The 22,748-nt window shown below is 71.3% G+C and carries 7 protein-coding genes; all 7 read left to right on the top strand.

Annotated features, from left to right (window positions below):
- Positions 1-49: 49 nt before the first annotated feature.
- Entirely contained in the window at positions 50-709 is a 660-nt protein-coding gene (locus AB0E62_RS25700; RefSeq protein WP_362198271.1) for a hypothetical protein, read from the top strand.
- Between the two features lie 163 nt (positions 710-872).
- Complete coding sequence (locus tag AB0E62_RS25695; protein ID WP_362198268.1) at positions 873-2,261, top strand: serine/threonine-protein kinase; 1,389 nt, start codon at positions 873-875, stop codon at positions 2,259-2,261.
- Between the two features lie 253 nt (positions 2,262-2,514).
- On the top strand, positions 2,515-5,712 hold the full coding sequence (locus tag AB0E62_RS25690) for an SNF2-related protein (protein ID WP_362198265.1): 3,198 nt from the start codon (positions 2,515-2,517) through the stop codon (positions 5,710-5,712).
- A 160-nt stretch (positions 5,713-5,872) separates the two neighbouring features.
- The gene (locus tag AB0E62_RS25685) at positions 5,873-11,488 is read left to right on the top strand and encodes a DNA methyltransferase (RefSeq protein WP_362198262.1); all 5,616 of its coding nucleotides are present in this window, start codon (positions 5,873-5,875) and stop codon (positions 11,486-11,488) included.
- A 739-nt stretch (positions 11,489-12,227) separates the two neighbouring features.
- Entirely contained in the window at positions 12,228-19,433 is a 7,206-nt protein-coding gene (locus tag AB0E62_RS25680; protein WP_362198259.1) for a DEAD/DEAH box helicase, read from the top strand.
- Complete coding sequence (locus tag AB0E62_RS25675) at positions 19,430-21,790, top strand: UvrD-helicase domain-containing protein (RefSeq protein WP_362198257.1); 2,361 nt, start codon at positions 19,430-19,432, stop codon at positions 21,788-21,790. The genes AB0E62_RS25680 and AB0E62_RS25675 overlap by 4 nt, the downstream gene beginning before the upstream one ends.
- Before the next feature lie 686 nt (positions 21,791-22,476).
- Entirely contained in the window at positions 22,477-22,677 is a 201-nt protein-coding gene (locus tag AB0E62_RS25670) for a hypothetical protein (RefSeq protein ID WP_362198255.1), read from the top strand.
- Positions 22,678-22,748 lie beyond the last annotated feature (71 nt).

The following is a 22,748-nucleotide window of genomic DNA, read 5'->3' as shown; positions in this document are numbered from 1 at the left end:
CGAGCACCTCTCGGAGACTTCGAGACCGTGTGGTCCCGACCACACTCCTGTGCCCTACACCGGATATAGCACTCCCTTCATGGAGTTGGGCCTGGATGTGAAGATCCCGTTGGCCGAGCGTGACACCGTTAAGGTGGTGTGCCGTCGGTACCTGCCGGTCGACGAGGTGCGGCGCGGAGCCGACCGCACGGTGCGGGAACAGGGTATGGCGACTCATCTGGTGATCATCAGCGACCGTGAACCGCTGGCATGGGTGTTGAGGACCCAGCGGATGGCCTTCCCGGCCGGCCGGGCCGCGACCGGGCTGCCCGCCGAGGGCGACCAGGCCCTCCTCTACACGACGCGGGGCTGCTACCGGAATCCGACGCGTGACCGCGGCCGGGTCATGGGGCTGGCCCTCGTCACGTCGCCCGTCGAGACGCTCCCGGAGCCGGTTGTCTTCGGCGAGAGACGGTTCACCTTGGGGTGTTCCCTGCGTGTCGAGGGGTTGGCGCCGGTGCGCGAGGGTGTGGTGCTCGCCGACCTGGTCCCGCGGCTGGAGGTCTTTCCGGACGAGCGCTCCTGGAGCGTACGGATGCGGCGGGTCTCGCTTCCTCTTCCGCTAGCGGACGCGGAACTCCTGACCCGTGAACTCAGGCCGCTGCTCGGACCGCGATCCGAACGCCTCCCCGACTACACGCGGGGGACCGAGTGGCATGACGGAACCTGACCGGAACCGGCCGATCACGACTGCCGCTTCCGTACACTGATCGCCACGCTGTGTGCGTGGTCGGCGGGACACGGCCGTCCGGGAACCGCACGGGTTCCCGAGCCGTTTCTCTGCCGCCGACGGGATCTGATCCAGGGACGAGGGGCGGGGGACGCGGAGCGGCATGCAGGCGTTGGACATGGACAAGGACCCGGCTGTGCTGGGCCCGTTCGAGCTGCTCGCCGTGCTCGGTCAGGGAGGCATGGGCAGGACCTATCTGGCGCGGAGGCTGCGGTTGGCGGACCTCGCTCCGGAGCTGGAAGCGGGCTATCACCTGACGGACGTCGACCAGCGGCAGGACGGTGGTCCTGTCCTCGCCGCCGTCAAGGTGATCAAGCCGGACAAGCTGACGGACGGCAGCGAACACTCTGAGCAGCAGGCACGTGCCCGGTTCGGGCAGGAGATAGAGACGATGCGGACCGTCGTCAGTTCCCGGGTGCCGTCCCTCCTCGCGTCTGACGCCGAAGCGGCCCGGCCCTGGCTGGCCATGGACTACGTGCACGGCCCGACCCTCCACCAGCTCGTGCACGCCTGCGGCCCTCTGGAGGTCGGTCCGTACGCGGCGCTCGGCCTCGCCCTCGTCGAGGCGCTGCGTGCCATCCACGAGGTGAAGCTGCTGCACCGGGACCTCAAGCCGGGCAACATCGCGATCGGTCCGGACGGCCCGGTGGTGCTCGACTTCGGCCTGGCGGTGCTGACCGAGCGAGACAGCGCCGAGGCACTGACGAAGACCGGTACGGGGTTCGGAACCCCGGCCTACATGTCCCTGGAGCAGGCGACCGACGCCAAGCACGTCCAGGAGCCGACCGACATCTACTCCCTCGGTGCGGTGCTCTACTTCGCCGCGACGAGACGGACGGCCTTCCCCCACGGTCCGATTCCCGTCGAGCCCAGCTGGGAGCGGGTGCCCTCGCCCTTCGTGCCGCTGCTCTCCCGCATGCTGGTGCACGTCGCCGTCCAGCGACCGCTGCTCGGCGAGATCGAGCAAGGCCTCGTTCAGCTGCTCGCCCAGCACGACCTCACCCCCCAGGACGCAGCCGAGCAGCTACGGGCCCTGGTCGACGCGTCCGGACTCGTCCCGGTCCTGCCCGCCGGCGCTCTCGCCGACGAGCCCGACCCCGCGGTGCAGCTGGCCGCCCAGCGGGCCGTGGACGAGGGCGATCGTCCGGACGCACCGTGGGCGTCCGCCGACGACCTCTTCGCCGAGTTCCTGGCCGGGGAAGAAGCGGCGGAGGAGCTTCCGGCGGCGGCTGAGGACGCCGACGCCCCGGTCCCCGCCGCTCCCGCTGTTCCCGCCAAGTACGTACCGACCGTCGTGGACCAGGGGCGGCAGACACCAGAGGCCGGGACATCCACCGAAAGCCCCGCCAAGGTCACCAGCTACCGCCTGGCCCCGCCGAATCCCGCGCCGGACCCGGTGCCGGCGGAGCCCGTGGCCTCCGGCCCGCCTCCGGCCGCGCTCCGAGCGGCGGAGTCCCTGCGGCGAGCGTACGCACACAGCGGACGGCTGTGAGCCGGACACCCACCGGGAACACCGGGAGCCGGTGCGCTCGTCGGCGACAGCTTCGGCCACGCGACGTCCGCCGCGTGCGGCGCGTGACGGCGCCAGCCCTTCCCGTTGCACTTCGTCCCGCAGCGCCGTGACCAATTCCGGGGTGCCCGCCCGGCCGGAGAGTGGCGAACGGTACAAAGGAACACTCACACCGAGACCGCGCCCGCGCACCGAGCGTCGCGCTGTGCGGCCTCCGTCGAAAGGAATGTCCGCCATGTCCGAGACCGCCTCCGGTCTTCCCTCCGGTGCGCCCCCGGCCGGGACCCTGATCGAGGTCCGGGACGAGGAGTGGCTGGTACGCAGCAGCGGTGAGCTGCGGACGGGCGAGTTCGTGATTGACGCGATCGGCGCGTCCGAGCTGGTCCGCGGGCACACCGCGCGCTTCCTCACCGCACTCGACGGCATGCCACGGGTCCTGCGGCCGGAGGACACCAGGCTGGTGACGGACGAGTCAGACGGATACCGGGTCAGCCGGCTCTTCCTCGAAGCCGTGCGGCGCAGGCTGCCGCTGCCGCAGAGCGAGCAGGGCCTCGCGCTGACCGAAGGCTTCCTGCTGGACCGGCTGGACTACCAGTTGCGACCCGCGGTGAAGGCCCTGGCCAACCGCTTCCAGCCGCGGCTGCTGATCGGCGACGTCGTGGGCCTGGGAAAGACCCTGGAGATCGGCATCCTGCTGGGTGAGCTGATCCGGCGCGGCCGCGGCGAGCGCATCCTGGTGGTGACGCCGGCCCCCGTCCTGGAGCAGTTCCAGCACGAGATGTGGACGCGGTTCTCCCTGCCCCTGGTCCGGCTGGACAGCGTGGGCATCTCGCGGATCGAGCGGAAGATTCCGGTGGGACGCAACCCGTTCACGTACTACAAGCGCGTCATCGTGTCGATGGACACCCTGAAGAACCAGAAGCGATACGGGCCGTGGCTGCGGGACGTCGAGTGGGACGCCGTGGTCATCGACGAGTCGCACAACCTGCTCAACCGGGGAAGCGACCGCCGGGAACTCGCCGAGGTGCTGGCCCACAAGACCGACGCGCTGGTGCTGGCGAGCGCCACCCCACACAGCGGCGACATGCGCGCCTTCACCGGCCTGATCCGGCTCCTGGACCCGATGGCGGTGCGGGACGCCGCCCGTCCCCGGGCCGAGGAACTGCACCATCTGATGGTGCGGCGCACCAAGGTGAGCGACGAGGTCGCACGGGTGCTGGAGGACAAGTGGGCCCCTCGCGGCGAGTCCCGTCCCCTACGGGTGAAGGCGAGCGAACTGGAGGAGGAGGTGTTCGCCGAGCTGGCGGAGGTCTGGCTGGCCAACCCCGAGCGGGGCCGGTCCGGCGCCAGGGGCGATGAGCACCTGTTCCCGTACGTGCTGCTGAAGTCGTTCCTCTCCTCACACCGGGCGCTGTTCGCGACGGCCCGCGAGAAGCTGGCCAAACTGGGGCACGCGCTTCCCGAGGGCCACAAGTACGTGACGGACCCCTCTCCCGCGGGTTCGACGGAGTCCCCGGCGCGCGAGGTGGCCTCCCTGCTGCGGCTCACGGAGCTGGCCCGGCGGATCGAGCGGGCGGCGGCGGACGGCACGGGCGCCGCCGCGAAGCTCACCGGACTCGTCACCGAACTGCGGGACCATGTCAAGGTGGGACCGGGCCGCGCGGCCCGTGCCGTGGTGTTCTCCGAGCGCCGCGAAACCCTCAACTGGCTCGGCACCGTGCTGCCGCCGCTGCTGGGCTGGACGGACCCGAAGGACGGCGAGGCGGCCGTCAAGGTGATGCACAGCGAGGTCTCCGACACGGTCCAGATGGGCTACGTCGACGAGTTCGCCCGCGCGGGTGGGAACATCCGCGTGCTGCTCACCGGTGACGGCGCCTCCGAGGGCGTCAACCTGCACCGCCAGTGTCACCACCTGATCCACTGGGACCTGCCGTGGAGCCTGATCCGGGTCGAGCAGCGCAACGGCCGTATCGACCGCTACGGCCAGACCCGGCCCCCCGAGTTCCGCGCCCTGCTGCTCACCAGCGAGGTCGAGGGAGCGCTCGACGACCGGACCGTCGCGGAGAAGGTGCTGGCCCGCGAGGCCAGGGTGCACGAGGTGCTGGGCGCGGTGGAGGCCGTCACCCGGGAGAACGACGGGGCCCGCGAGGAGCACAGGGTCATGGAGGCGCTCCTGGGCCGGGCCACCTCCGAGGAGGCCGTGGCGGACCTGGAGGCGGTGCCCGTGGAGGCGTTCGAGTCGGGCAAGGGTGACGTGGCAGCGGGTGCAGACACCGCCGCGTTGCCGGTCGAGCGGCTGACGATGAGCGAGTTCGGCACCGGGCCCGCACCCGTCGGCGGTCCGGCCCACGTCGCGGCGGCGGTGGACGACACGCAGGGCGGGAACACCTTGGGCACCGCCTCCGACCTGGACGTCGATCTGGACCTCGACATCGACCTGGACGACTTCGGGGACTTCGCCCCGACGACGGCCGGGGACGGGACCGATGACGACGGCGGTGCGGGTACGAGCACGGGCACAGGTGGGGGTTCGGAGGCCCCCGCCTCGGACATCCCCACGGTGGAGGAGCTGCGCTTTTTCTCCGCCTCCCCGGAGCGCAACCGGCAGGAGTTCGTCCTGGCCGGTCTCGCCGAGCTGCCGGACCTCGGCGGGCTGCGGGCGGGACTCACCGTCGCGGGCACCGACCTGAGCTTCGAGCCGCCGCGGGACCTGGCCGACCGCTTCGACGTCCTGCCGCCCGGATACGTCCGTGAGCAGGGCATCACTCGCCGGATCAACCTCACCTTCAGCCGGGACGATGCCGCCGACTCCCTCAGGCGTGCCCGGGAGGACGCCGGTTCGACGTCGCTGTGGCCGGACGCGCACTACGTGGGTGAGTTGCACCCGGTGGTGGAGTGGATCACCGACAAGGTGCTGGTGGAGTACGGCCGTCAGCGGGCCCTGGTGCTCCAGGTGGGGCCGGAGAAGGCGCCGAACCCGGTGTTCCTGACGCAGGGGGTGTGGTCCAACGCGGAGGGCCGCCCCACCGCAGTGGCCTGGCTGGCGATCGACCGGCTCGGCACCTCCGCACCCCGCACCCGTGAGCTGACCCCCGCCCTGCTCTCCGCACTCGGAGTGGGCCCGGACATGCCGGACCACTGGACCCCGTCCGACCCGGCGGCGACGCTGCAGCCGCTGGTGCCGCTCGCCGTGGAGGAGACCCGGCGGGAGATGAAACGGGTCAGGGAGGTGGCGGAGGAGCGGGTGGACTCCCCGCTGCGTGACCTCCAACGCGGGATCGGCGAATGGCGGCAGCAGACGTTGCCGGGCTTCGAGGGCGGCAAGCCCAAGCAGCGGGAGGCCGCGGACCGGCTGGCCCGGATCGCCGCCCGGCTGCAGACCACCGGCGAGCCCATGGTCCGAGTGCTGGCCGTCCTGGAGGCCGGCTCATGACCGGGTGCGTCCCCTGCCGGCCCCCCGGGCACCGGGCGGGCGGGGTCTCCTCCCCGCGCACCTGCCATCTCGCCGCCAGTGTGTCCCTCTTCCCCGTCCCCGCGGTGCCGGCACCGCCCCTGTCCTTCCCCGGTCCGAGCAGCGAGCAGGAGCCGCAGGCATGACGTTCGACTCCCTGATCAACGAGAGCGAGTACTTCCCCTCGTTCTACCTGGACGACATCCTGCCCAAGGAGCTCGCGAGCGGTCCGCTGAAGGAGTGGGCGGCGCTGGAGCGGCAGGGTGTGACCACTCCCCGGCAGGCACTGCGCGACCTGACCCGCCCGTACATGGACGTACGGGCCGTACTCGGCCCGGAGGCCGACAAGTACAACCGGTTGCAGTACGCGCCCGCCATGGCGGCGCAGCTTGCGGCGGCCGAGGTGCTGAGATCGGTCGGCGCGGACGCCGAGCCCCCGGCCTTCCAGCCCGCCGGACCCCGCCCGGACGAGCCGGATGAGACGGTGGAGGACGATTGGCGGACGGCGCTGGACGGCTGGCACCGCCGACTGCTGTCCGCCCTGGGGTTCAGCCCCTCGCCCGGCCACTTCACCGTCCGCACCCCGACCGGCCCCATCGCCGCCCCCGTCGCCCACCACGAGCCCGGGATCGTCGTCCTGACCGGCGGGTTCGCGGAGGACCTGGACGCCACCCGGGGCGACGGCACCGCGAACCTGCTGCCGGCGCCGGTGCGGGTGTCCGCGTCGAAGACCCTCACCACCGTCCGCGAGCTGGCGTCCTGGCTGCTGAACGCGGAGAACGCGCCCCGGTACGCGCTGCTGCTCTTCGGCGGCGTGGTGATCCTCGCCGACCGGCGAGCCTTCTCCCGGGGCCGGTACCTGGCGGTGAACCTGGACACCGCGCTGCCACGCAAGGCCGCCAAGGGCGCGCGGGCCAACGAGATCGACCTGATCGCTGCCGTCTTCGCGGCCGACTCGCTGCGCCCCGGCGAGGACGGCTCGGACGACGGCATCGCCCGCCTGGTCGCCGCCTCCCGGGACCACTCGGTGGGCGTCACCGCCGAACTCCGCGTCGGCCTGCAGAAATCGGTGCAGCTCATCGCCAACGAGGTTCTGACGCGGGCCCGCACCGAGCACGGCGTGCACCCCGAGGACCTGCCCGAGTGGCTGCCCGACGTGCTGCGGGAGCCGGGCGACCTGCCGCGCCTGCTCACCGAGGAGTCGCTGCGCTACCTCTACCGGATCCTGTTCCTGCTGTACGCGGAGGCCCGGCCGGAGCTGAACATCCTGCCCGTGAAGTCCGAGGCGTACGCCGCCGGTTACAGCGTTGCCCGGCTGCGTGAACTGGTCGTGCCGGAGAAGCTGGGCAGCGCCTCGCGCCGGGGCCACCACTTCCACGAGTCTCTCGCCCTGCTGTTCGACCGGGTCTACCACGGGCATCCGCTGGCCGACACCATCACCGACCGCGCCTCGGCCTCCGTCCTCGCGGAGGAGGCGCCGGCGCTCGCCGAGGACGACGGCCACGACGACGTCCGCGTCGAGGCCCTGCGCTCCCGCCTGTTTGACCCCGAGTCGATAAAGCTGGTCGGCCGGTGCGTCCCCTACCCGGACCGGGTGCGGCCTGACGGCTCCCCCGCCCCGTCCGAGCCGCTGGACCTGCGCCTGCGCAACGAGGTGCTCCACCAGGTGCTGCGCCATCTGACCCTGGTGGAGGGCAAGGGCAAGGGACGCGGTGGCTTCATCAGCTACGCCAACTTGAGCATCAACCACCTCGGCGCGGTGTACGAGGGCCTGATGGCGTACTCGGGTTTAGTCGCCACCGAGCCGCTGTACGAGGTCGCCAAGGGCGGCGACCCCGAGGGCGGGAGCTGGCTGATCAACCAGGCGCAGGTGCGTTCTGGGCTGTACCGGGACACGCCCGGCGACAGCGTCTTCGTCAAGACCGAGGGCATCAATCCGGAGACCGGCGTACCGGACTCGGTGGTGCACCCGGTGGGTTCGTACGTCTACCGGCTGGCCGGCCGCGAGCGGCAGACCAGCGCCTCCTACTACACCCCGGAGTCGCTGACCCAGGCCACGGTGGAGCAGACTCTGCGGTTCCGGCTCGACGACGAGGGCAAGGTCGATCCCCGCGAACCGGAGAAGTCGCGGGTCACCGCCGCCGAGGTGCTGCGCTGGCGGGTGTGCGAACCGGCTCTCGGGTCAGGCGCCTTCCTCAACGAGGCCGTGAACCAGCTGGCCGAGCTGTACCTGAAGCTGGCCCAGCACGAGCGTGGCGAGCAGATCGACCCGGAGGAGTACCCACGCGAGCTGCAGAAGGTTAAGGCGTACATCGCCCTGCACAACGCCTACGGCGTCGACCTGAACCGTACGGCGGTGGAGCTGGCGGAGATCTCGCTGTGGCTGAACACCATGTACCCCGGTATGCGGGCTCCCTGGTACGGGCTGCACCTGCACCGGGGCAACTCGCTCGTCGGCGCCTCCCGGAAGGTGTACCCGGGGCAGGGGCTTAGCAAGGGGGGCTGGTTGAAGGCCGGTGACCAGCAGAAGCCGCGCGTGCTGCCGTTCCCGGAGAAGCTGCCGGGGCGCGCGGTGCACCAGTTCCTGCTGCCGGCGTTGGGCTGGGGCTCGGTCGCCGAGGCCGTGTCGGTACGCAAGCCGAAGAAGGGAGCGGCCGACCAGACACCGGTGACTGTGGTGGCCGGGGCGGTCGCCGACTGGCTGGAGCCGGAGCGGATCGAGGCGCTGAAGCGGTGGCGGTCGCGCATCCGGCGGGCGCCGGAGGGCTCGAAGGCGTCGAAGCGGGCGGGTACGGCGGCTGCCGCGCCGGTCGTGCGGGCGACACCGCTGGAACGGGCCGCGAAGTCGGAGGAGCGGTCCGGGCAGGAGGCGTTCGACCTGGGGCTGGAGATCTGGGAACAGCCGGGGCTGGAGTTCGGCGGTTCCGAGGGCTCGGGCGGTTCCGGGGACTCCGGTGCCCCGGCCGCCTCGACCGCGTCCGTGCCGTCGGCGCGGGCGGCGCGGGCCCAGGTGTCCGCCCGGACCTCCCCCGCCGGCGGTGAGGACGACGAGAGGCCGGGTGGGCGGTCCCAGACCGGGCGGCTGATGGCGCTGGCCGAGCGGGTTGAGTACCTGTGGGGCCTGGTCCGGCTGCGCCTGGAGCTGTCCGAGCGGGAGATCTCGCGGCACGTTCCCGTGTGGGGCGCCGACGCGCCGGCCGGTGGGACGGGCGGGCCGGTCATGGACCGTAAGGCGGTGCTCCAGGCCCTCCACCAGGAGGGCAGCCCGTACTGGCGGCTGCGGCAGCTCATGGACGCCTGGTGCGCGCTGTGGTTCTGGCCCCTGGAGGAGGTCGCCCTGCTGGACGGCACGGCGCCGGACTACTTCCGTGACGGCCGGGACCTGAAGAAGGTCGCCCGGGGCGGCCAGGACCGCAGGGTGGCCCTGCGGTCGCTGGACGACTGGATCGAGTTTGCCGAGGCCCTCGTCGGCCGTGTCGACGCCGACTCGGAGGCGGAGGCCAGGGCCAAGGGCACGGCCTCGCTGTTCGAGATGCCGAAGGTGACCGGCCTGCCGGACCTGGACATCTTCGAGCAGGACCTCGACGAGCGGATGACCCGGCTGTCGGCCTGGGTGTCCTTCCTCGACCTGGGCGACCTGTTCCCGTGGCACGGGACGGCCGCGCAGATCGCCAAGGACCGGGGGTTCTTCCATTGGGAGCTGGACTTCGCCCACGTGTTCGCGGAGGGCGGGTTCGACGTGATGGTGGGGAATCCGCCGTGGGTCCGGCAGGAGTGGGACGAGGACGCCGTAATGGCGGAATTGGAACCCTGGTTCGCACTCGGCGAGCAGGATGCCGAGGGCGATCGTCGGGAGCGTGCGGCGGAACTCTTGAAGGTCGGGCGGAACCGCACCTTCTATCTACGTGAGCTCGAAATCGTCTCCGGCGTTTCCTCCTTCCTGTCGGATGAGGGGACGTACCCGGAGATCGCTGGAACCCGTCCAGACTTGTACCGCGCCTTCATGCTGCTCTCGTGGCGAGCGACGGGTAACCGGGGGACTGTGGGGCTCATCCATCCGTCCACCCACCTGACAGGGGCCAACGAGGGGCAATTGCGGCACGCCGCCTACCAGCATCTGCGTCTGCACGCCGACTTCGTCAACGAGTTGTACCTCTTCGCCAAGCCGGTCGACCACAGCACGCACTTCAGCGTAAACGTCTATGGCCGGAAGCGCACCATCAAATTCCAGCATCTGAGCTGGCTGGTCCACCCTTTGGTGCTCTCCAATTCGTTGCGCCATGACGGAAAGGGCGATGCTCCCGGCATCAAGTACGACGGCACTTGGGACAAACGCCCCCACTTGGAGCGGGTCGTGACCGTGGATGAGGCGACGCTTACCGACTGGCAGAAGCTGACGGGCGACGAAGATGCGCCCTCCTCGGAAGCCAAACTGCTGTTCCCCGTGACCGCGTCCGAGGAGTCCGCCATCTCGGCGCTGGCCAGATGGCCACACCGGCTGGGGGAGCTCAAACCCCGTATCAGCTCTGGATTCAATGAGAAGATTGACAGGACCAAGGGATACTTCGCCTGGGAGTCCGGCCCGGCCGAGGCATGGGAGGACGTGATCCTCCAGGGGGCGTTCTTCGGCATCGCGACGCCGTTCGCGAAGCGGCCGGTGGAGGGGGCGCGGACCGCGCTTCAGATGGAGCCCTGGGATGCTGCGGGGCTGTCGGAGGTGGAGGTACCGCGTACCAACTATCGCCGGACTACCTCAAGGTCACGGTTCGTGAGGAAACAGGACCGCTGGATTGACCATGAACGACTGACGCAGCTCCTCAACTCCCCGGCTGCTGTGCACGCGGCCGAGGTCGCGGCAGGGTCCGCCGAGGCAGCGAGGTCACTCCTGGAATCGGTGGCGGAGCGGCCGTACTCCGCGTACTTCCGCGTGGCCTGGCGGGAGATGAACAGAGCGAAAAACGAGCGCGTACTCCACGCCAGCCTTATTCCTCCAGGGCCGACTCATGTTCACGCCGTGCGCAGCATGGCCCTATGCACCGTGGAAAAAACCTCTCTGTTCGCCGGATTCCTCGCGTCGCTGCCATGTGAATACCTACTGCGAATCACCAACAGAAACCACATGGATGTTTCAGACGCCTACGTATTTCCTCTCCCCAAACCCACTCACCCCCTAACCGCATCTCTGCTCCTCCGGACCCTGCGCCTCAACGTGCAGACCGACGCCTACGCAGGTCTGTGGGCCAAGCTGTACCGGGCCTCCTGGGACAAGGATGACTGGGCAGCGAAGAATGAGTGGCCGTCCGGCTGGCCAGCCCTCTCAGCGGGCATCACTCCCGACTGGACGCGTGAAACTCCCCTCCGCTCTGAGTTCGACCGACGTGCGGCTCTTGTCGAGATCGACGCCATCGTCGCCGTCTGGCTGGGAATCAGCGCGGACGAGTTGGTTGCCATGTACCGGGCGCGGTTCCCCGTGCTTCAGCAGTACGAGGAGAACATGTGGTTCGACGCCACGGGGCGGCGGATCGCCAAGGCGCATCAGCAGCACGGCTACGGTCAGCCCAAGGACGCGTGGAAGCAGCTCAGTTCGCATGAAGACTTCCCGCTCGCGGCGAAGGTGCCCGAGGGGTACGAAGGACCGTTGTATCGGGCGGACCGGGTGAAGGAGATGCGGGCCGCACACGCGGAGTTCACGCGGCGGATGCGGGCCGTCGGATGGGAGCCCGGCGACACGGAGCCTCCCGGCAACGCAGAGGAGTAGGGCTCGGCCACGCACGCGTGAGCCCTGCCGCCCGGAATGGGTGGCAGGGCTCATGCCGTACAGCGAGTCAGACGCTTCGTCGGTGACGGCCAGGGCGACCAGTGGACGTCATCACCCTCACCGGTGACCCCGAACCCCTCTCCCCGTCCGGCACTACGGGATGCGGTTCAGCTGCACCCCGCGCGGCCGCCGGCTCGCCCGGCGGCTGGCCGGTGTGTAGCTGGACGCGTGGGGATGGGCATACGGCACTGCCGCCCACGACGACGTGACGCTGATCGTCGCTGAGCTGTGCGCCAACGCCGTGCGGCACGCGCGCGTCCCCGGCCAGGACTTCCACTGGACCTCGGTGTACACCCCGCCCCCGCCGGGGCGCCCGTCGTCCTCCGCGTGGCCGTCACTGACACCGTCGGCGAACGACTCCCCGTCAGCCGCCCGGTCCGGCCGCTGGACGACACCGAGCGCGGACTGGCGATCGTGGCCGCGCTCGCCGCCCGCTCGGGCTGGCGGCCCCGGGACGGTGGCGGGCCGGGAAGACCGTGTGGGCGGAGTACACGGCACCGGTCCCCTCCTAACGGGGTCGCCGCCCGCGCAGGCGTCCCACCAGTCCGTTCCGGCTGATTCGTACCTCGCTGTCAGTGCCCGGACGTAAGGTGGTGGAGATCGTGTGCGGGGCGGCGGGGCCGGGGGAACCGTCGGCGGGCGTCCCGTGTCTGGCCGTACGGGAGGGACTGCGACCGCCATGAGACCCACACTCGCCGCGCAGGCGCTGCGCGACACGGCGGTCGAGTACCTGACCACCACCTTCGCGCTGGCCGAACCGGCCACGCAGGAGGCGCTCACCGACTTCCTCACGGATCCCGCCGACGGGCTCTTCCGGGGGCCGTACCTGCGCATCCGGCGGCCCTTCCGGTCCGCCCCCGGCGGCTGGGAGCGGCACCTGGACTGGTGGAGGGACGGTTTCCGGCCGTACGCGCACCAGGCGGAGGCCTTCGCACGGCTCACCACCAAGGACGGGCACGTGCCGCAGCCCACGCTGGTGACGACCGGTACGGGTTCCGGGAAGACCGAGTCGTTCCTGGTGCCCGTGCTCGACCACTGCCGCCGGGAGCGGGCGGCTGGACGGGCCGGCGTCAAGGCGGTGCTGCTGTATCCGATGAACGCGCTCGCCGGGGACCAGGCGGGGCGGCTCGGCAAGCTGCTGAAGGAGGACCGGCGGCTCGCCGAGGTGACCGCCGGGCTGTACATCGGCGAGGCGAGCGCGCGCGGGACGGCCTCGCCGTACGGGCGGGTGATGGTGGACCGGTCCGAGATACGCCGCAATCCGCCGGACATCCTGATCACCAACTACAAGATGCTGGACCTGCTGCTCCAGCGGCAGCTCGACGCCCCGCTGTGGGCGGACGCGGACCTCGCGTACGTGGTGATCGACGAGTTCCACACCTACGACGGCGCGCAGGGCACGGACGTGGCGATGCTGCTGCGGCGGCTCGGCGCGGTCGCCGGGGCGGCCGAGAAGGGACGGCCGCTCGGGTCGGTGTGCCCGGTGGCCACGTCGGCGACCCTGGGCGAGGCCAGGCCGGACGCCGATCCGCAGACCGCCGGGGGCGGCGGGGCGCGCGCCATGCTGGACGTGGCGTCGCGGGTGTTCGGCACGTACTTCCCCGACGACGCGGTGATCAGCGAGGACCGGCGGGAGTTGAGCGCCTTCCTGAAACCGCTGGACGCCTCGCTGCCCGTGCCGTCGCCCGGCGAGGTGGCCGCGCTGCCCGATCCGGCTGCCACGGCCGGGGGGATGGACCGGCTGGCCCGGACGGTCCTCGGCTGCGACACATCCGACGCCCGGGAGCTGGGGCGCCGGCTGCTCGCGCACCCGGTGACGCACGACCTTCTGGCCACCGGCGTGGACCGGCCGCTCACCTCCGAGGAGGTAATGGGCGCGTTCCCGGCGAGTTCGCCCTGGCGTCTGGCGGTGGAGCAGGACCCGGTGACGGCCGTCGAGGCGCTGGCCCGGTTCGTGGCCCTGATCTCCGAGGCCCGCGACCCGGACGCCCCGAACGGGGAGGAGCGGCCCCTGCTGCTGATCGAGAGCCATCTGTGGGTGCGGTCGCTGTCGCGGGTGCTGCGGTTCGTCTCACCCCGGCCGGTCTTCTCCTGGTCGGACGCCGACCAGGCCGCCGCCTCCGCCGTGGCCTCGGCCGCGCAGGAGGAGCGGCGGCGTTCGGTGCTGCGGTCGGGCCGCCTGCCGTCGGCGTACTGCCGGCACTGTGGGCGCTCTGGCTGGAGCGCCGTATGCCCCGAACGCAACCCGTCCGTACTGGTGACCGCCCCCGACGACATCTACCGGCTGAGCGCCGGCGGTGGCGCCGGGAAGGCCCGGGTGCGGGCGATGATCGCGGCGACGCCCGCCGAGGCGGCCGAAGAGGCCCGGCGGACCCTCGCGCGGGCCCGGCGACGGCGCGGCACGGTCTCGCGGGACGCGCGCGTGCTCGTCCTGGAGGACAACGGGGAGCGGCTGCGGCCCGTCGACCCGGACGAGGTGCTGCTGCCCGGCGGACGGATCGCCGAAGCCCCGGACAACGGGGTGTTCGTGAAGCTGTGGTATCTCAACTCGGACGCCGACGAATACGCCCGACAGGACCGCTGCCCCGCCTGCGGTCAGGCGCAGGGCATCCGCTTCCTCGGCGCGGGCGTCGCGCCGCTGGCGTCGGTGGCGGTCACCCAGCTGTTCACGGGCGGCGAGCTGCCCGCGAGGGACGCCGACGGCAACGACCGGCGCCGCACCCTGATCTTCAACGACTCGGTGCAGGACGCCGCGCACCTGGCCGGGTTCGTGGCAAGCCGGGCCTGGAAGTTCTCCCTGCGCTCGCTGGTGCACGAGCAGCTGACCGAACAGGCGGTACAAAAGGCGAAGTTCGCGAAGGACGGTGTGCCGCTGAACGAGCTGATCGCCGCGCTGGTGCGCCGGGCGTCGGTGGACAAAGAGAAGCTGCTGGCCTCCGTCGTACCACCGGACCTGCACGACGTGGACGGGGTGCGGCGGCTGCTGGCCGGACGGAAGCGGCTGCCGAAGGGCACGTGGAAACTGGTCGGTGAGCGCCTGGCGTTCAACACGCTGCTGGAATTCGGGCTGCACGCGCGGCTCGGCCGGACTCTGGAACTCACCCGGACCGTGGCCGCCGAGGTGCACCTGCCCGACCCGGAGGCGGCGGCGAAGACCGCCGAGGCCCTCTACGAGGACGTGCTGCGGCAGCAGCTGCCGTTCAGGGAGACGTCGGCCGAGGAGTCCCCCGCCGGTCCGGAGGCCGGGGACGGTGGACCCGAGGCCGAGGACGGCAGCCCGGACGCGGGCGCGGTGGCCGGGGTACCCGCCGCCGGGCCCGAACGGCTGCGCCGCTTCGAGGGGTTCGTACGCGGTCTGCTGGAACACGTCAGGATCAGCGGCGGGATACGGCACGCCTGGCTGGACACCTTCATCGGCGAGGAGGGCCGCAGCCGCTACAGCGTGTGGGGCGGGCGGCCGGAAGGGATGCAGGCGTTCGGGCGGGGCTCCGAGGCCCCCGCGTTCGTCCTCGTGGGCGCCCGGCCCGGCCGGACCGACTTCGAACGGGTCGACACCAGGGAGAGCTGGTACACCGACTTCACGGCACGCTGCCTGGACATGGACCGCGCCCTGGCCGGCGACTACCTGGCCAGGCTGCTGCCCCGGCTCGCCGAACCGGGCATCGGCGCGCTGGCGTACCGGCGTACCGGCGAGCAGCACGCCGGACGCGGCCAGGACCGGGCCGGGGTGTACGGGCTGACCCCCGGGCACGTCCGGGTCCGTCCGCTCGCCGACGAGGAGACGGCCGACGCCGCGCTGGTGTGCCGCGAGTGCGGCTGGACGCAGACCGTGCCGCCGGAACGGGTCGGGGTGTGGGCGGGGCTGCCCTGCCCGCTGAAGGGTTGCGCCGGCGCCCTGCGACGGCCCCCAGCGGCGGACGCCGGACGGGCCGGACGCGACTACCGCGGCGACTACTACCGCCGCCTGTACCGGGAGGCCGACCCCTACAGCGTGATCGCGGCCGAGCACACCGGCGTGCTGACCCGCAAGGAACGGGAACAGGTCGAGAAGGGCTTTCGCGAAGGGGTGCGGCACACCGACCCCAATGTGCTCTCCTGCACGCCCACCCTGGAACTCGGCATCGACATCGGCCAGTTGGAGGCGGTGCTGCTGGCCTCCCTGCCGCCGACGACGGCGGCGTACGTCCAGCGGTCCGGCCGGGCGGGGCGCTCCACCGGCAACGCGCTGCTGGTGTCCCTCGCCGACACCAGCCCGCGCTCCCTGTACCACCTAGCCGAGCCGCGGCACCTGATCGCCGGGCAGATCCTGCCGCCGGGCTGCTTCCTGTCCGCCACCGAGTTGCTGCGCCGCCAGTTCACCGCCCATCTGCTCGACCTCGCCGGGCGGGGCAAATTGGACGGCGTGCTGCCACTGCCGGACCGGGCGACCGCGCTGTTCGGGCGGAACGGCTGGCTGCGGCGGTTCGGACAGGCCGTCGTCGGCCGGACCGACCTGGTGGACGACTTCCTGCGACTGTTCCCCGAGATCGAGGGCGTCCCCGACTCGGGGGCCTCCCGTGACGCCCACAAGGAGCTCCGCCGGTACGTGGAGCCGCTGCCCGACGCCGACGACACGGCGGCGGCGCGGTCGCCCGAACGGTGGCTGGCCTGGCGGCTGCGGGATGCCGAGGCAGCCTGGGAGGCGGAACGGGCTGAGCTGGTGGACCGGCTCGCGGCGATCGACGAGGCCGCCGAAACCCTGCACGACACCGTCGAGGACGAGGCCCGCGAGAAGCGGACCCTGGGCCGGGAGGCCAAAGCCGTACGTGGGCAGTTGCAGACCCTCGCCCAGTCCGGCGCGCAGGCGTTCCTCGTCGAGCGGGGACTGCTGCCCAACTACACCCTCGTGGAGAACGGCGTCCGGCTGGAGGCGGTCCTCACCCGCAAGGAACCCGCCCGGCGCGCCCGGGGTGCGGAGGCGGAACGAGCGCCGGGGACACAGTGGCGCACCGAGACGCGCCTGTACCAGCGGCCCGCCGAGGCCGCGCTGACCGAACTGGCGCCGGGCAACTCCTACTACGTGCTCGGCTACCGGCACGAGGTCGACGGATTCGACCTCGGCGCCCGTCCTCGCCACGGCGAGCAGACCGGGGACGGGGAGGAAAGCCGGCCGGCGATCGCGGTGTGGCGGGTGTGCCCGGAGTGCGGTCACGTCCGCACCGGGCGGGACGCGGAGGCGGACACCTCGCCGTGCCCGCGCTGCGCCGGGCCCGGCATCGGCGGACGTTCCGCGCGGTTCTCGGTGATCGTGCCGCGCAAGGTCACCTCCCGTGACCGGCGGGACGACGCCCGGATCATCGACGACCAGGAGTCCCGCAGCCGCCGCTACCACTCGACGGTGACGGCTGTCGACGTCGACCCGGCAGCCGTCAAGGAGAGCTGGCGGCACGAGAGCGCCGTCTTCGGGTTCGACCACGTACGGGAGGCGGTCGTACGCCGCTTCAACCTGGGCCCGGCCAGGCCGGGCAAGCATCCGGACACGTTCTTCGCCGGGCGTGAGGTCACCGTCAGCCCGTTCACGGTGTGCCCGCTGTGCGGCGGGGCCACCGACCGGGATCCGGGCCATCCGCCCGTGCAGGAGCAGGTGAGCGAGGCGATCGCTGCCCGGCCCGAGCTGGCGCACCACCGGCCCTGGTGCCCCACTCGGCGCCGGGCCCGGCCGGTGGAGGCGGCGGACGCTCGGGTGATCACGTGCGCCGAGCACCGCACCGAGGCCCTGCGCGTCCTGCTGCCCGCCGCGACTCTGCACGTGCCCGAGCGGCTCGCATCGTTCTCCGCCGCGCTCCACCTCGGCCTGGCCCTGCGCTACGGCGGCGACCCGGCGCACATCCGGTCCGCCCCGACCAGCGAACCGGACCGGGCGACCGGCCTGACCCGCAACCACCTGGTGCTGTACGACTCCCTGCCCGGGGGCACCGGCTATCTCCAGCGTCTCGTCGAACACGACGGCGAGGAGTTCCGAGCCGTGCTGGCGGGTGCCCAGGAGTATCTGCGCGCCTGCCCCTGCGAGAAGGGGCCGCGGCGAGCCTGCCACCTGTGTCTGCTCGGCTACGCACCGGACCGGGACTACCCGCTGCTCGACCGGCGCGAGGCCCTGTGGGTGCTGGACGACGTTCTCGGCGTGGACGGACGCAGCCGCTGGGACGTCCGCCGCGTCCGCAAGGGACCGGATGGGCGGGCCGCAGGCGGAGAAGGCGGCGGGGACGTGGACCGCCGACGGTTCGCGGCGCAGGCGCAGAGCGACCTGGAACGGCGGTTCATCGACTGCCTGGACCGGTGGCTGGAGAGCGCGCCCGACGGTGCGGGAGTGGAGCACGAGGAGACGCCGACCGGCCGCCAGGGCAAGCGCTTCACCCTGCGCGGGCGGGACGGCTCGCCCGTCCACTGGGAGGTCGTCGCGCAGAAGCCGCTCGACGCCCACGGCACGGTCCCGGACCTGCTGCTGCGTCCCGCGGACGATGTGGTCAGCGGTGACGGGCCGCACCCGGTGCCGGTTGCCGTGTATCTCGACGGCTACCGCTGGCACGCCTCCGAAGCCGTCAACCGGATCGCCGGGGACGCGGCCAAGCGGGCCCGACTGCGCGCCGACGGCATGCTGGTGTGGCAGATCACCTGGGACGACGTCATCGCCTGGGAGAAGGAGCTGCGTGAGCGGTCCGGGCGCGCCGGTGACGCCGACGCGGACGAGGCGGCGGGGGCGCTCGCCCCGGCGCTGGCCGGGCCCCAGGCGCGGGGTGCCTGGCCTCCGTACCCGGTGGACGGGGACGGCACGCCGGGCAGCAAGGCGCGTGCCCGGTGGGTTCAGCAGAGGCAGGACCCGGCGGAGATGGACCGGCTGTTCGCCGGCGCGATCCCCTCGCTGCTGGGGTTCCTGGCCGATCCGGATCCGCGCCGGTGGCAAGTGCTGGCACGGCTTGCCGTGGCGGGTCTGATGAGCATGGTGCGGCGGGAGGACGTCGTCGACGCCGGGCCCGAGGCGGCGGTGCCGTGGGTGGAGGCCGCACTGCGCGGCGACGAACGCCCGGCGGTCGGCGGGGGCGGGCTGCGGCTGTATCCGGTACGCGACGGTTCGGGGCTGCCCCTGCTGCTGATCGGGGACTCCCGGGTCAAACCGCAGGGGCTGAGCGCCCTGGCGGTACTTGACGACCGTCCGGAGGCTGTCGCCGGTGACGGCGCCGAGCACCGGCGCCGCTGGAAAGCGTGGCTGTGCTGGGGCAACGTCCTGCAGTTCCTGGACCCGTCGGGCGAGGGCCGGGCGGACGGGCTGCAGCTGGCCCGCACCGCGCTGGACGCCTTCGACGCGGGCCTGCTGGCCGCGACGGCCGGACAGGCCGGTGGGCTCCTGACCGCCCTGCGCGAAGACCGGCAGGGTACCGGGCTTACCAATGCCCGCACGGCCTCGGCCGGGGCCGACGCGGAACCGGAGCGGGGCTCCGGCGTCCCCCTCACGGACTCCGGCAACGGGATGGTCGCGCACGCTGGCGACACCACGCCCACGGCTCTTGAGCGGACGACCGCCTGGCAACTCGTGCTTCGGGAACTGTCGTACATGGGCGACCCGGCCATCGAGAAGCTGGCGCGGACGCTCGCGGAACGGGGTGACGTACCGCCGCCCGAGGCCGGGTGGGACACGCGCGGAGTCTCCCGCCCCCTGGAACTGGCCTGGCCCTCGGCAAGGATCGCCGTCGTTCTGGCCGAGGACGCGCAGGACACCGGGTACCTGTCCGAGTGCCACGCCGCGGGTTGGCGCGTCGGGGAGGCCGCAGCCTGGGACGAGACCGAACTGGCCGCCCTGCTCCGCGAGGCGCGGACCAGCGTGACGGACGAGGGAGGCGGCGGAGCGTGAACACCCCGATCAGGACACAGGTCATCCCGACCCCGCAGGCCAACGAGGACATCAAACGCCTGGCCCCCAGTGACAAGAACGCCGTCGGCGACTTCGTCCGCCGGCTGCGCGCCGACCGCTCCAACCGTGCTCTTCGACTCACCTCGCTGCGGGACACCGGCCGCAACGGCCGGCTCTTCCTCACACGGATCGACAGCCGCGGGATGGCCCTGCTGCTGGAGACCGACGAGAACCGCTTCAGCCTGCTCGCGGTGCGGGTCGGCGACACGGCGCGCGACGAACTGGCCAGGATCACCGTGGAGATCAACGAGGTCTCCGGTGGCGTCGAGATCGTGGACCAGAGCGTGGTCAGCCGTGAGGTCGTCGCGCTTCCGCTCCGAGAAGGTGCGGCCGAGACCGAGCCCCGGGAGCCGACGTCGGCCTACGGCACCGCTCATCCGGCCCCTCGGTCGCTGCCGGTGCCCCTGTTCGCCCGCTGCGACGACACCGAACTGCTCCGCCTTGGCGTGTCCGCCCCGCTGCTTCCGGCGCTTCGGCGGATCACGGACCGGGGGCAGCTGGACGCTCTGCTGGGCCATAACCTCCCGGGTCTCACCCGCGACGTCCTGCTCGCCCTGAGCGACGGAATGGATCCCGCCGACGTCCGGGTCCACATCACCGAGGCCTGGCGCGCCGACGACCAGGTGGATCCCGGCGACTGGGTGAAGGCGGCACGGCGGCCGGTGTCCCGGGTCAGCACCGAGGACGCGGCCGTGCTCGACGCGCTCGGCGACGGGTTCGAAGCCTGGCGGCTTTTCCTCCACCCCGAGCAGCACCGCCTGGCCACCACCTCATTCAAGGGGTCGGCCAAGGTGACCGGCGGCCCAGGGACCGGCAAGACGGTGGTGGCGCTGCACCGGGTGCGTCATCTGGTGGAGAGGCTACCGCCGGGGCACACCAGGCCAGTGCTCCTCACCACGTTCAACACCAACCTCGCCAAGGACCTGCGGGACAGGCTTCACCAGCTCGGCGGGGACGAGCTGGTGCGCCGGGTCGACGTGAAGTCGATCGACCGGCTTGCCCGCGAAGTCGTCCAGGAAACGCGCCCCGGAGCCCCGCTTGCCCCTCCGCTGAGCGACGAACAGGCGCTGGGCCTCTGGCACACTGTGTGCGCCGAGGCTGAAGAGTACGCGTTCGACGCGGAGTTCCTGGACTGGGAGTTCAAACACGTCATCCTCGCCCAGGGCTGCGGCACCGACCGCATGTACTTCCGGGCCGAGCGCAAGGGCCGAGGCGTCCTCCAGCGTCCCCAGCGCCGCAAGGTGTGGGAGCTGGTCCAGCGCTACCGGGCGCATCTGGACCGGGAGCACCGCACCACTCACGCGCTCATCGCCGACGAGGCCGCCCGTGCGGAGGACCGACGGATGGCCAAGGTGACCGCGCAGGCCCGCTACAAGGCCGAACACGGTGGCCTCGACCTGATCCACCGCGAGGCCGGGAGCGGTATGTGGCTCAAGCCTCGCTACCGGCACGTGGTCGTGGACGAGGCACAGGACCTGTCCGCCTCTCACTGGCGCATGCTGCGCGCGATGGTGACGCCCGGCCCGAACGACATCTTCCTGGTCGGCGACGCCCACCAGCGGATCTACGCCCACCAGGTGGTACTGGGGCGGCTGGGCATCAGCACGCCCGGCCGGGCGTCTCGACGGTTGACCCTCAACTACCGGACCACGCGCGAAATCCTGGGTAGCGCCCACGGGCTCATCACCGGCGAGCAGTTCGACGATCTCGATGACGGCCGGGACACTCTCGACGGTTACCGGTCCGTCCTCACCGGCCTGGCACCGCAGTACTGGCGTGCCCCAGACTGGCAGACCGAGATGCGGGCGATCGCCGCGCTTCTCAGGGAACGCCACGACCGTTATGGAACGCCCTACGCGGCGATGGCAGTCGGCGTCCCGTCGCGTGACGCGGTCACGCAGTTGGCTGTCACCCTGGCCGATGAGCAGTACGGCATCCGCGCCTGCGAGATCGGCAGGGACATCCCGTCAGGGGTTGATGCCGTGCGCATCGGCACGCTGCACGGTTTCAAGGGGCTGGAGTTCCAACGGGTTTTTCTCGCCGGGGTGAGTGAGGGTCTCATTCCGCATCAGCGAATCGAGACTTACCGGCACGACCAGACGGAGCGCTACCGGCAGGAGGAGCAGCGCTCCCGCTCGTTGCTCTTCGTGGCGGCCACACGGGCCCGCGACGAATTGGTGATCACGTGGAGCGGGAAGGCCAGCCGTTTTCTCCCGGACCATGCCATCAGGGGCGCCGGTCACGCTGCAGAACTCCTTGCAGACGACGGACCGCCGTCAGGATCCGCGGTGGCATAGTCGGACAAGCCGCTCGCATCGCCCTGCTGACTGCATGCCAAAAGCCCTCGAACTCCTTTGATCTGGTCTGAGCCGACTGGTGCATCCACCTCCAGTCTGGAGTCACCAAGCAAGGCTATTCTGGACATTTCGACATCACGGGACATGCGTGGGACGACAAGCCTGACACAGCATCAGTCAGCTCACTGACCTGAGAAACCTCCAGGAAACCCCCGGCCTCCGGAGCCGTGTGCGCAGGTTCGAATCCTGCCGGGGGCACTCGCCTAGGAACAGCAGAAATCAAGCGCTGACCAGGGCGGATGCCGACAGAAGAGGGCGGGAGTCAGTCTCACTGGCTCTCGCCCTCTCTCGTTGTCCCTCACGGTTCGCGTGTGAGGAGCGTGTGAGCCACACGCGAACGGTAGGCCCACTGCGTCGCGCACGAGGAGGGGCTGCCACCCATATTCGGAGGCACCTGCGGCCCTGGGGTTGCCAGAGTGGCCGCCATGACACGACGGCAAGCCCCTGCATACGCCTGGCCCAGTCACCTAGTTCGACGTCAGACGGGACAGCGCCTCGTCTATCTGGACCTCAACCATTGGATCAGCCTGGCCAAGGCCGCTACGGGACACCGGACTGGGGGGCCCTACCAGCCGGCGCTCACTGCGGTGCGAGATGCTGCTAGTTCAGGGCTGTATCTCTTCCCCTTGTCTCTGACTCACTACATGGAAATGGCGGGGATCCAGGATCCCCGCCAGCGAGCCGACATCGCCGATGTGATGGAAGAAGTCTCGGGCTTCACCACCTTGCTCTCCCGGACGCACATCATGCGGCTGGAGGTCGAGGCAGCACTAGACCGGGCGCTCGACACCGATTCACCGCATCTGTCGCTGCTTCGTGAAAACTGACCCCCTGGCAGTCTCCGAATCTTGACCCCTCCGGACTCTTGGAGGGTGCTGAACGTGGAGGACTGGGCAGA

It is taken from the genome of Streptomyces sp. NPDC038707, from assembly GCF_040636485.1.
Classification (GTDB): domain Bacteria; phylum Actinomycetota; class Actinomycetes; order Streptomycetales; family Streptomycetaceae; genus Streptomyces.
Note: the sequence above shows the minus strand (reverse complement) of the source record. Positions and strands in the feature narration are given on the sequence as shown.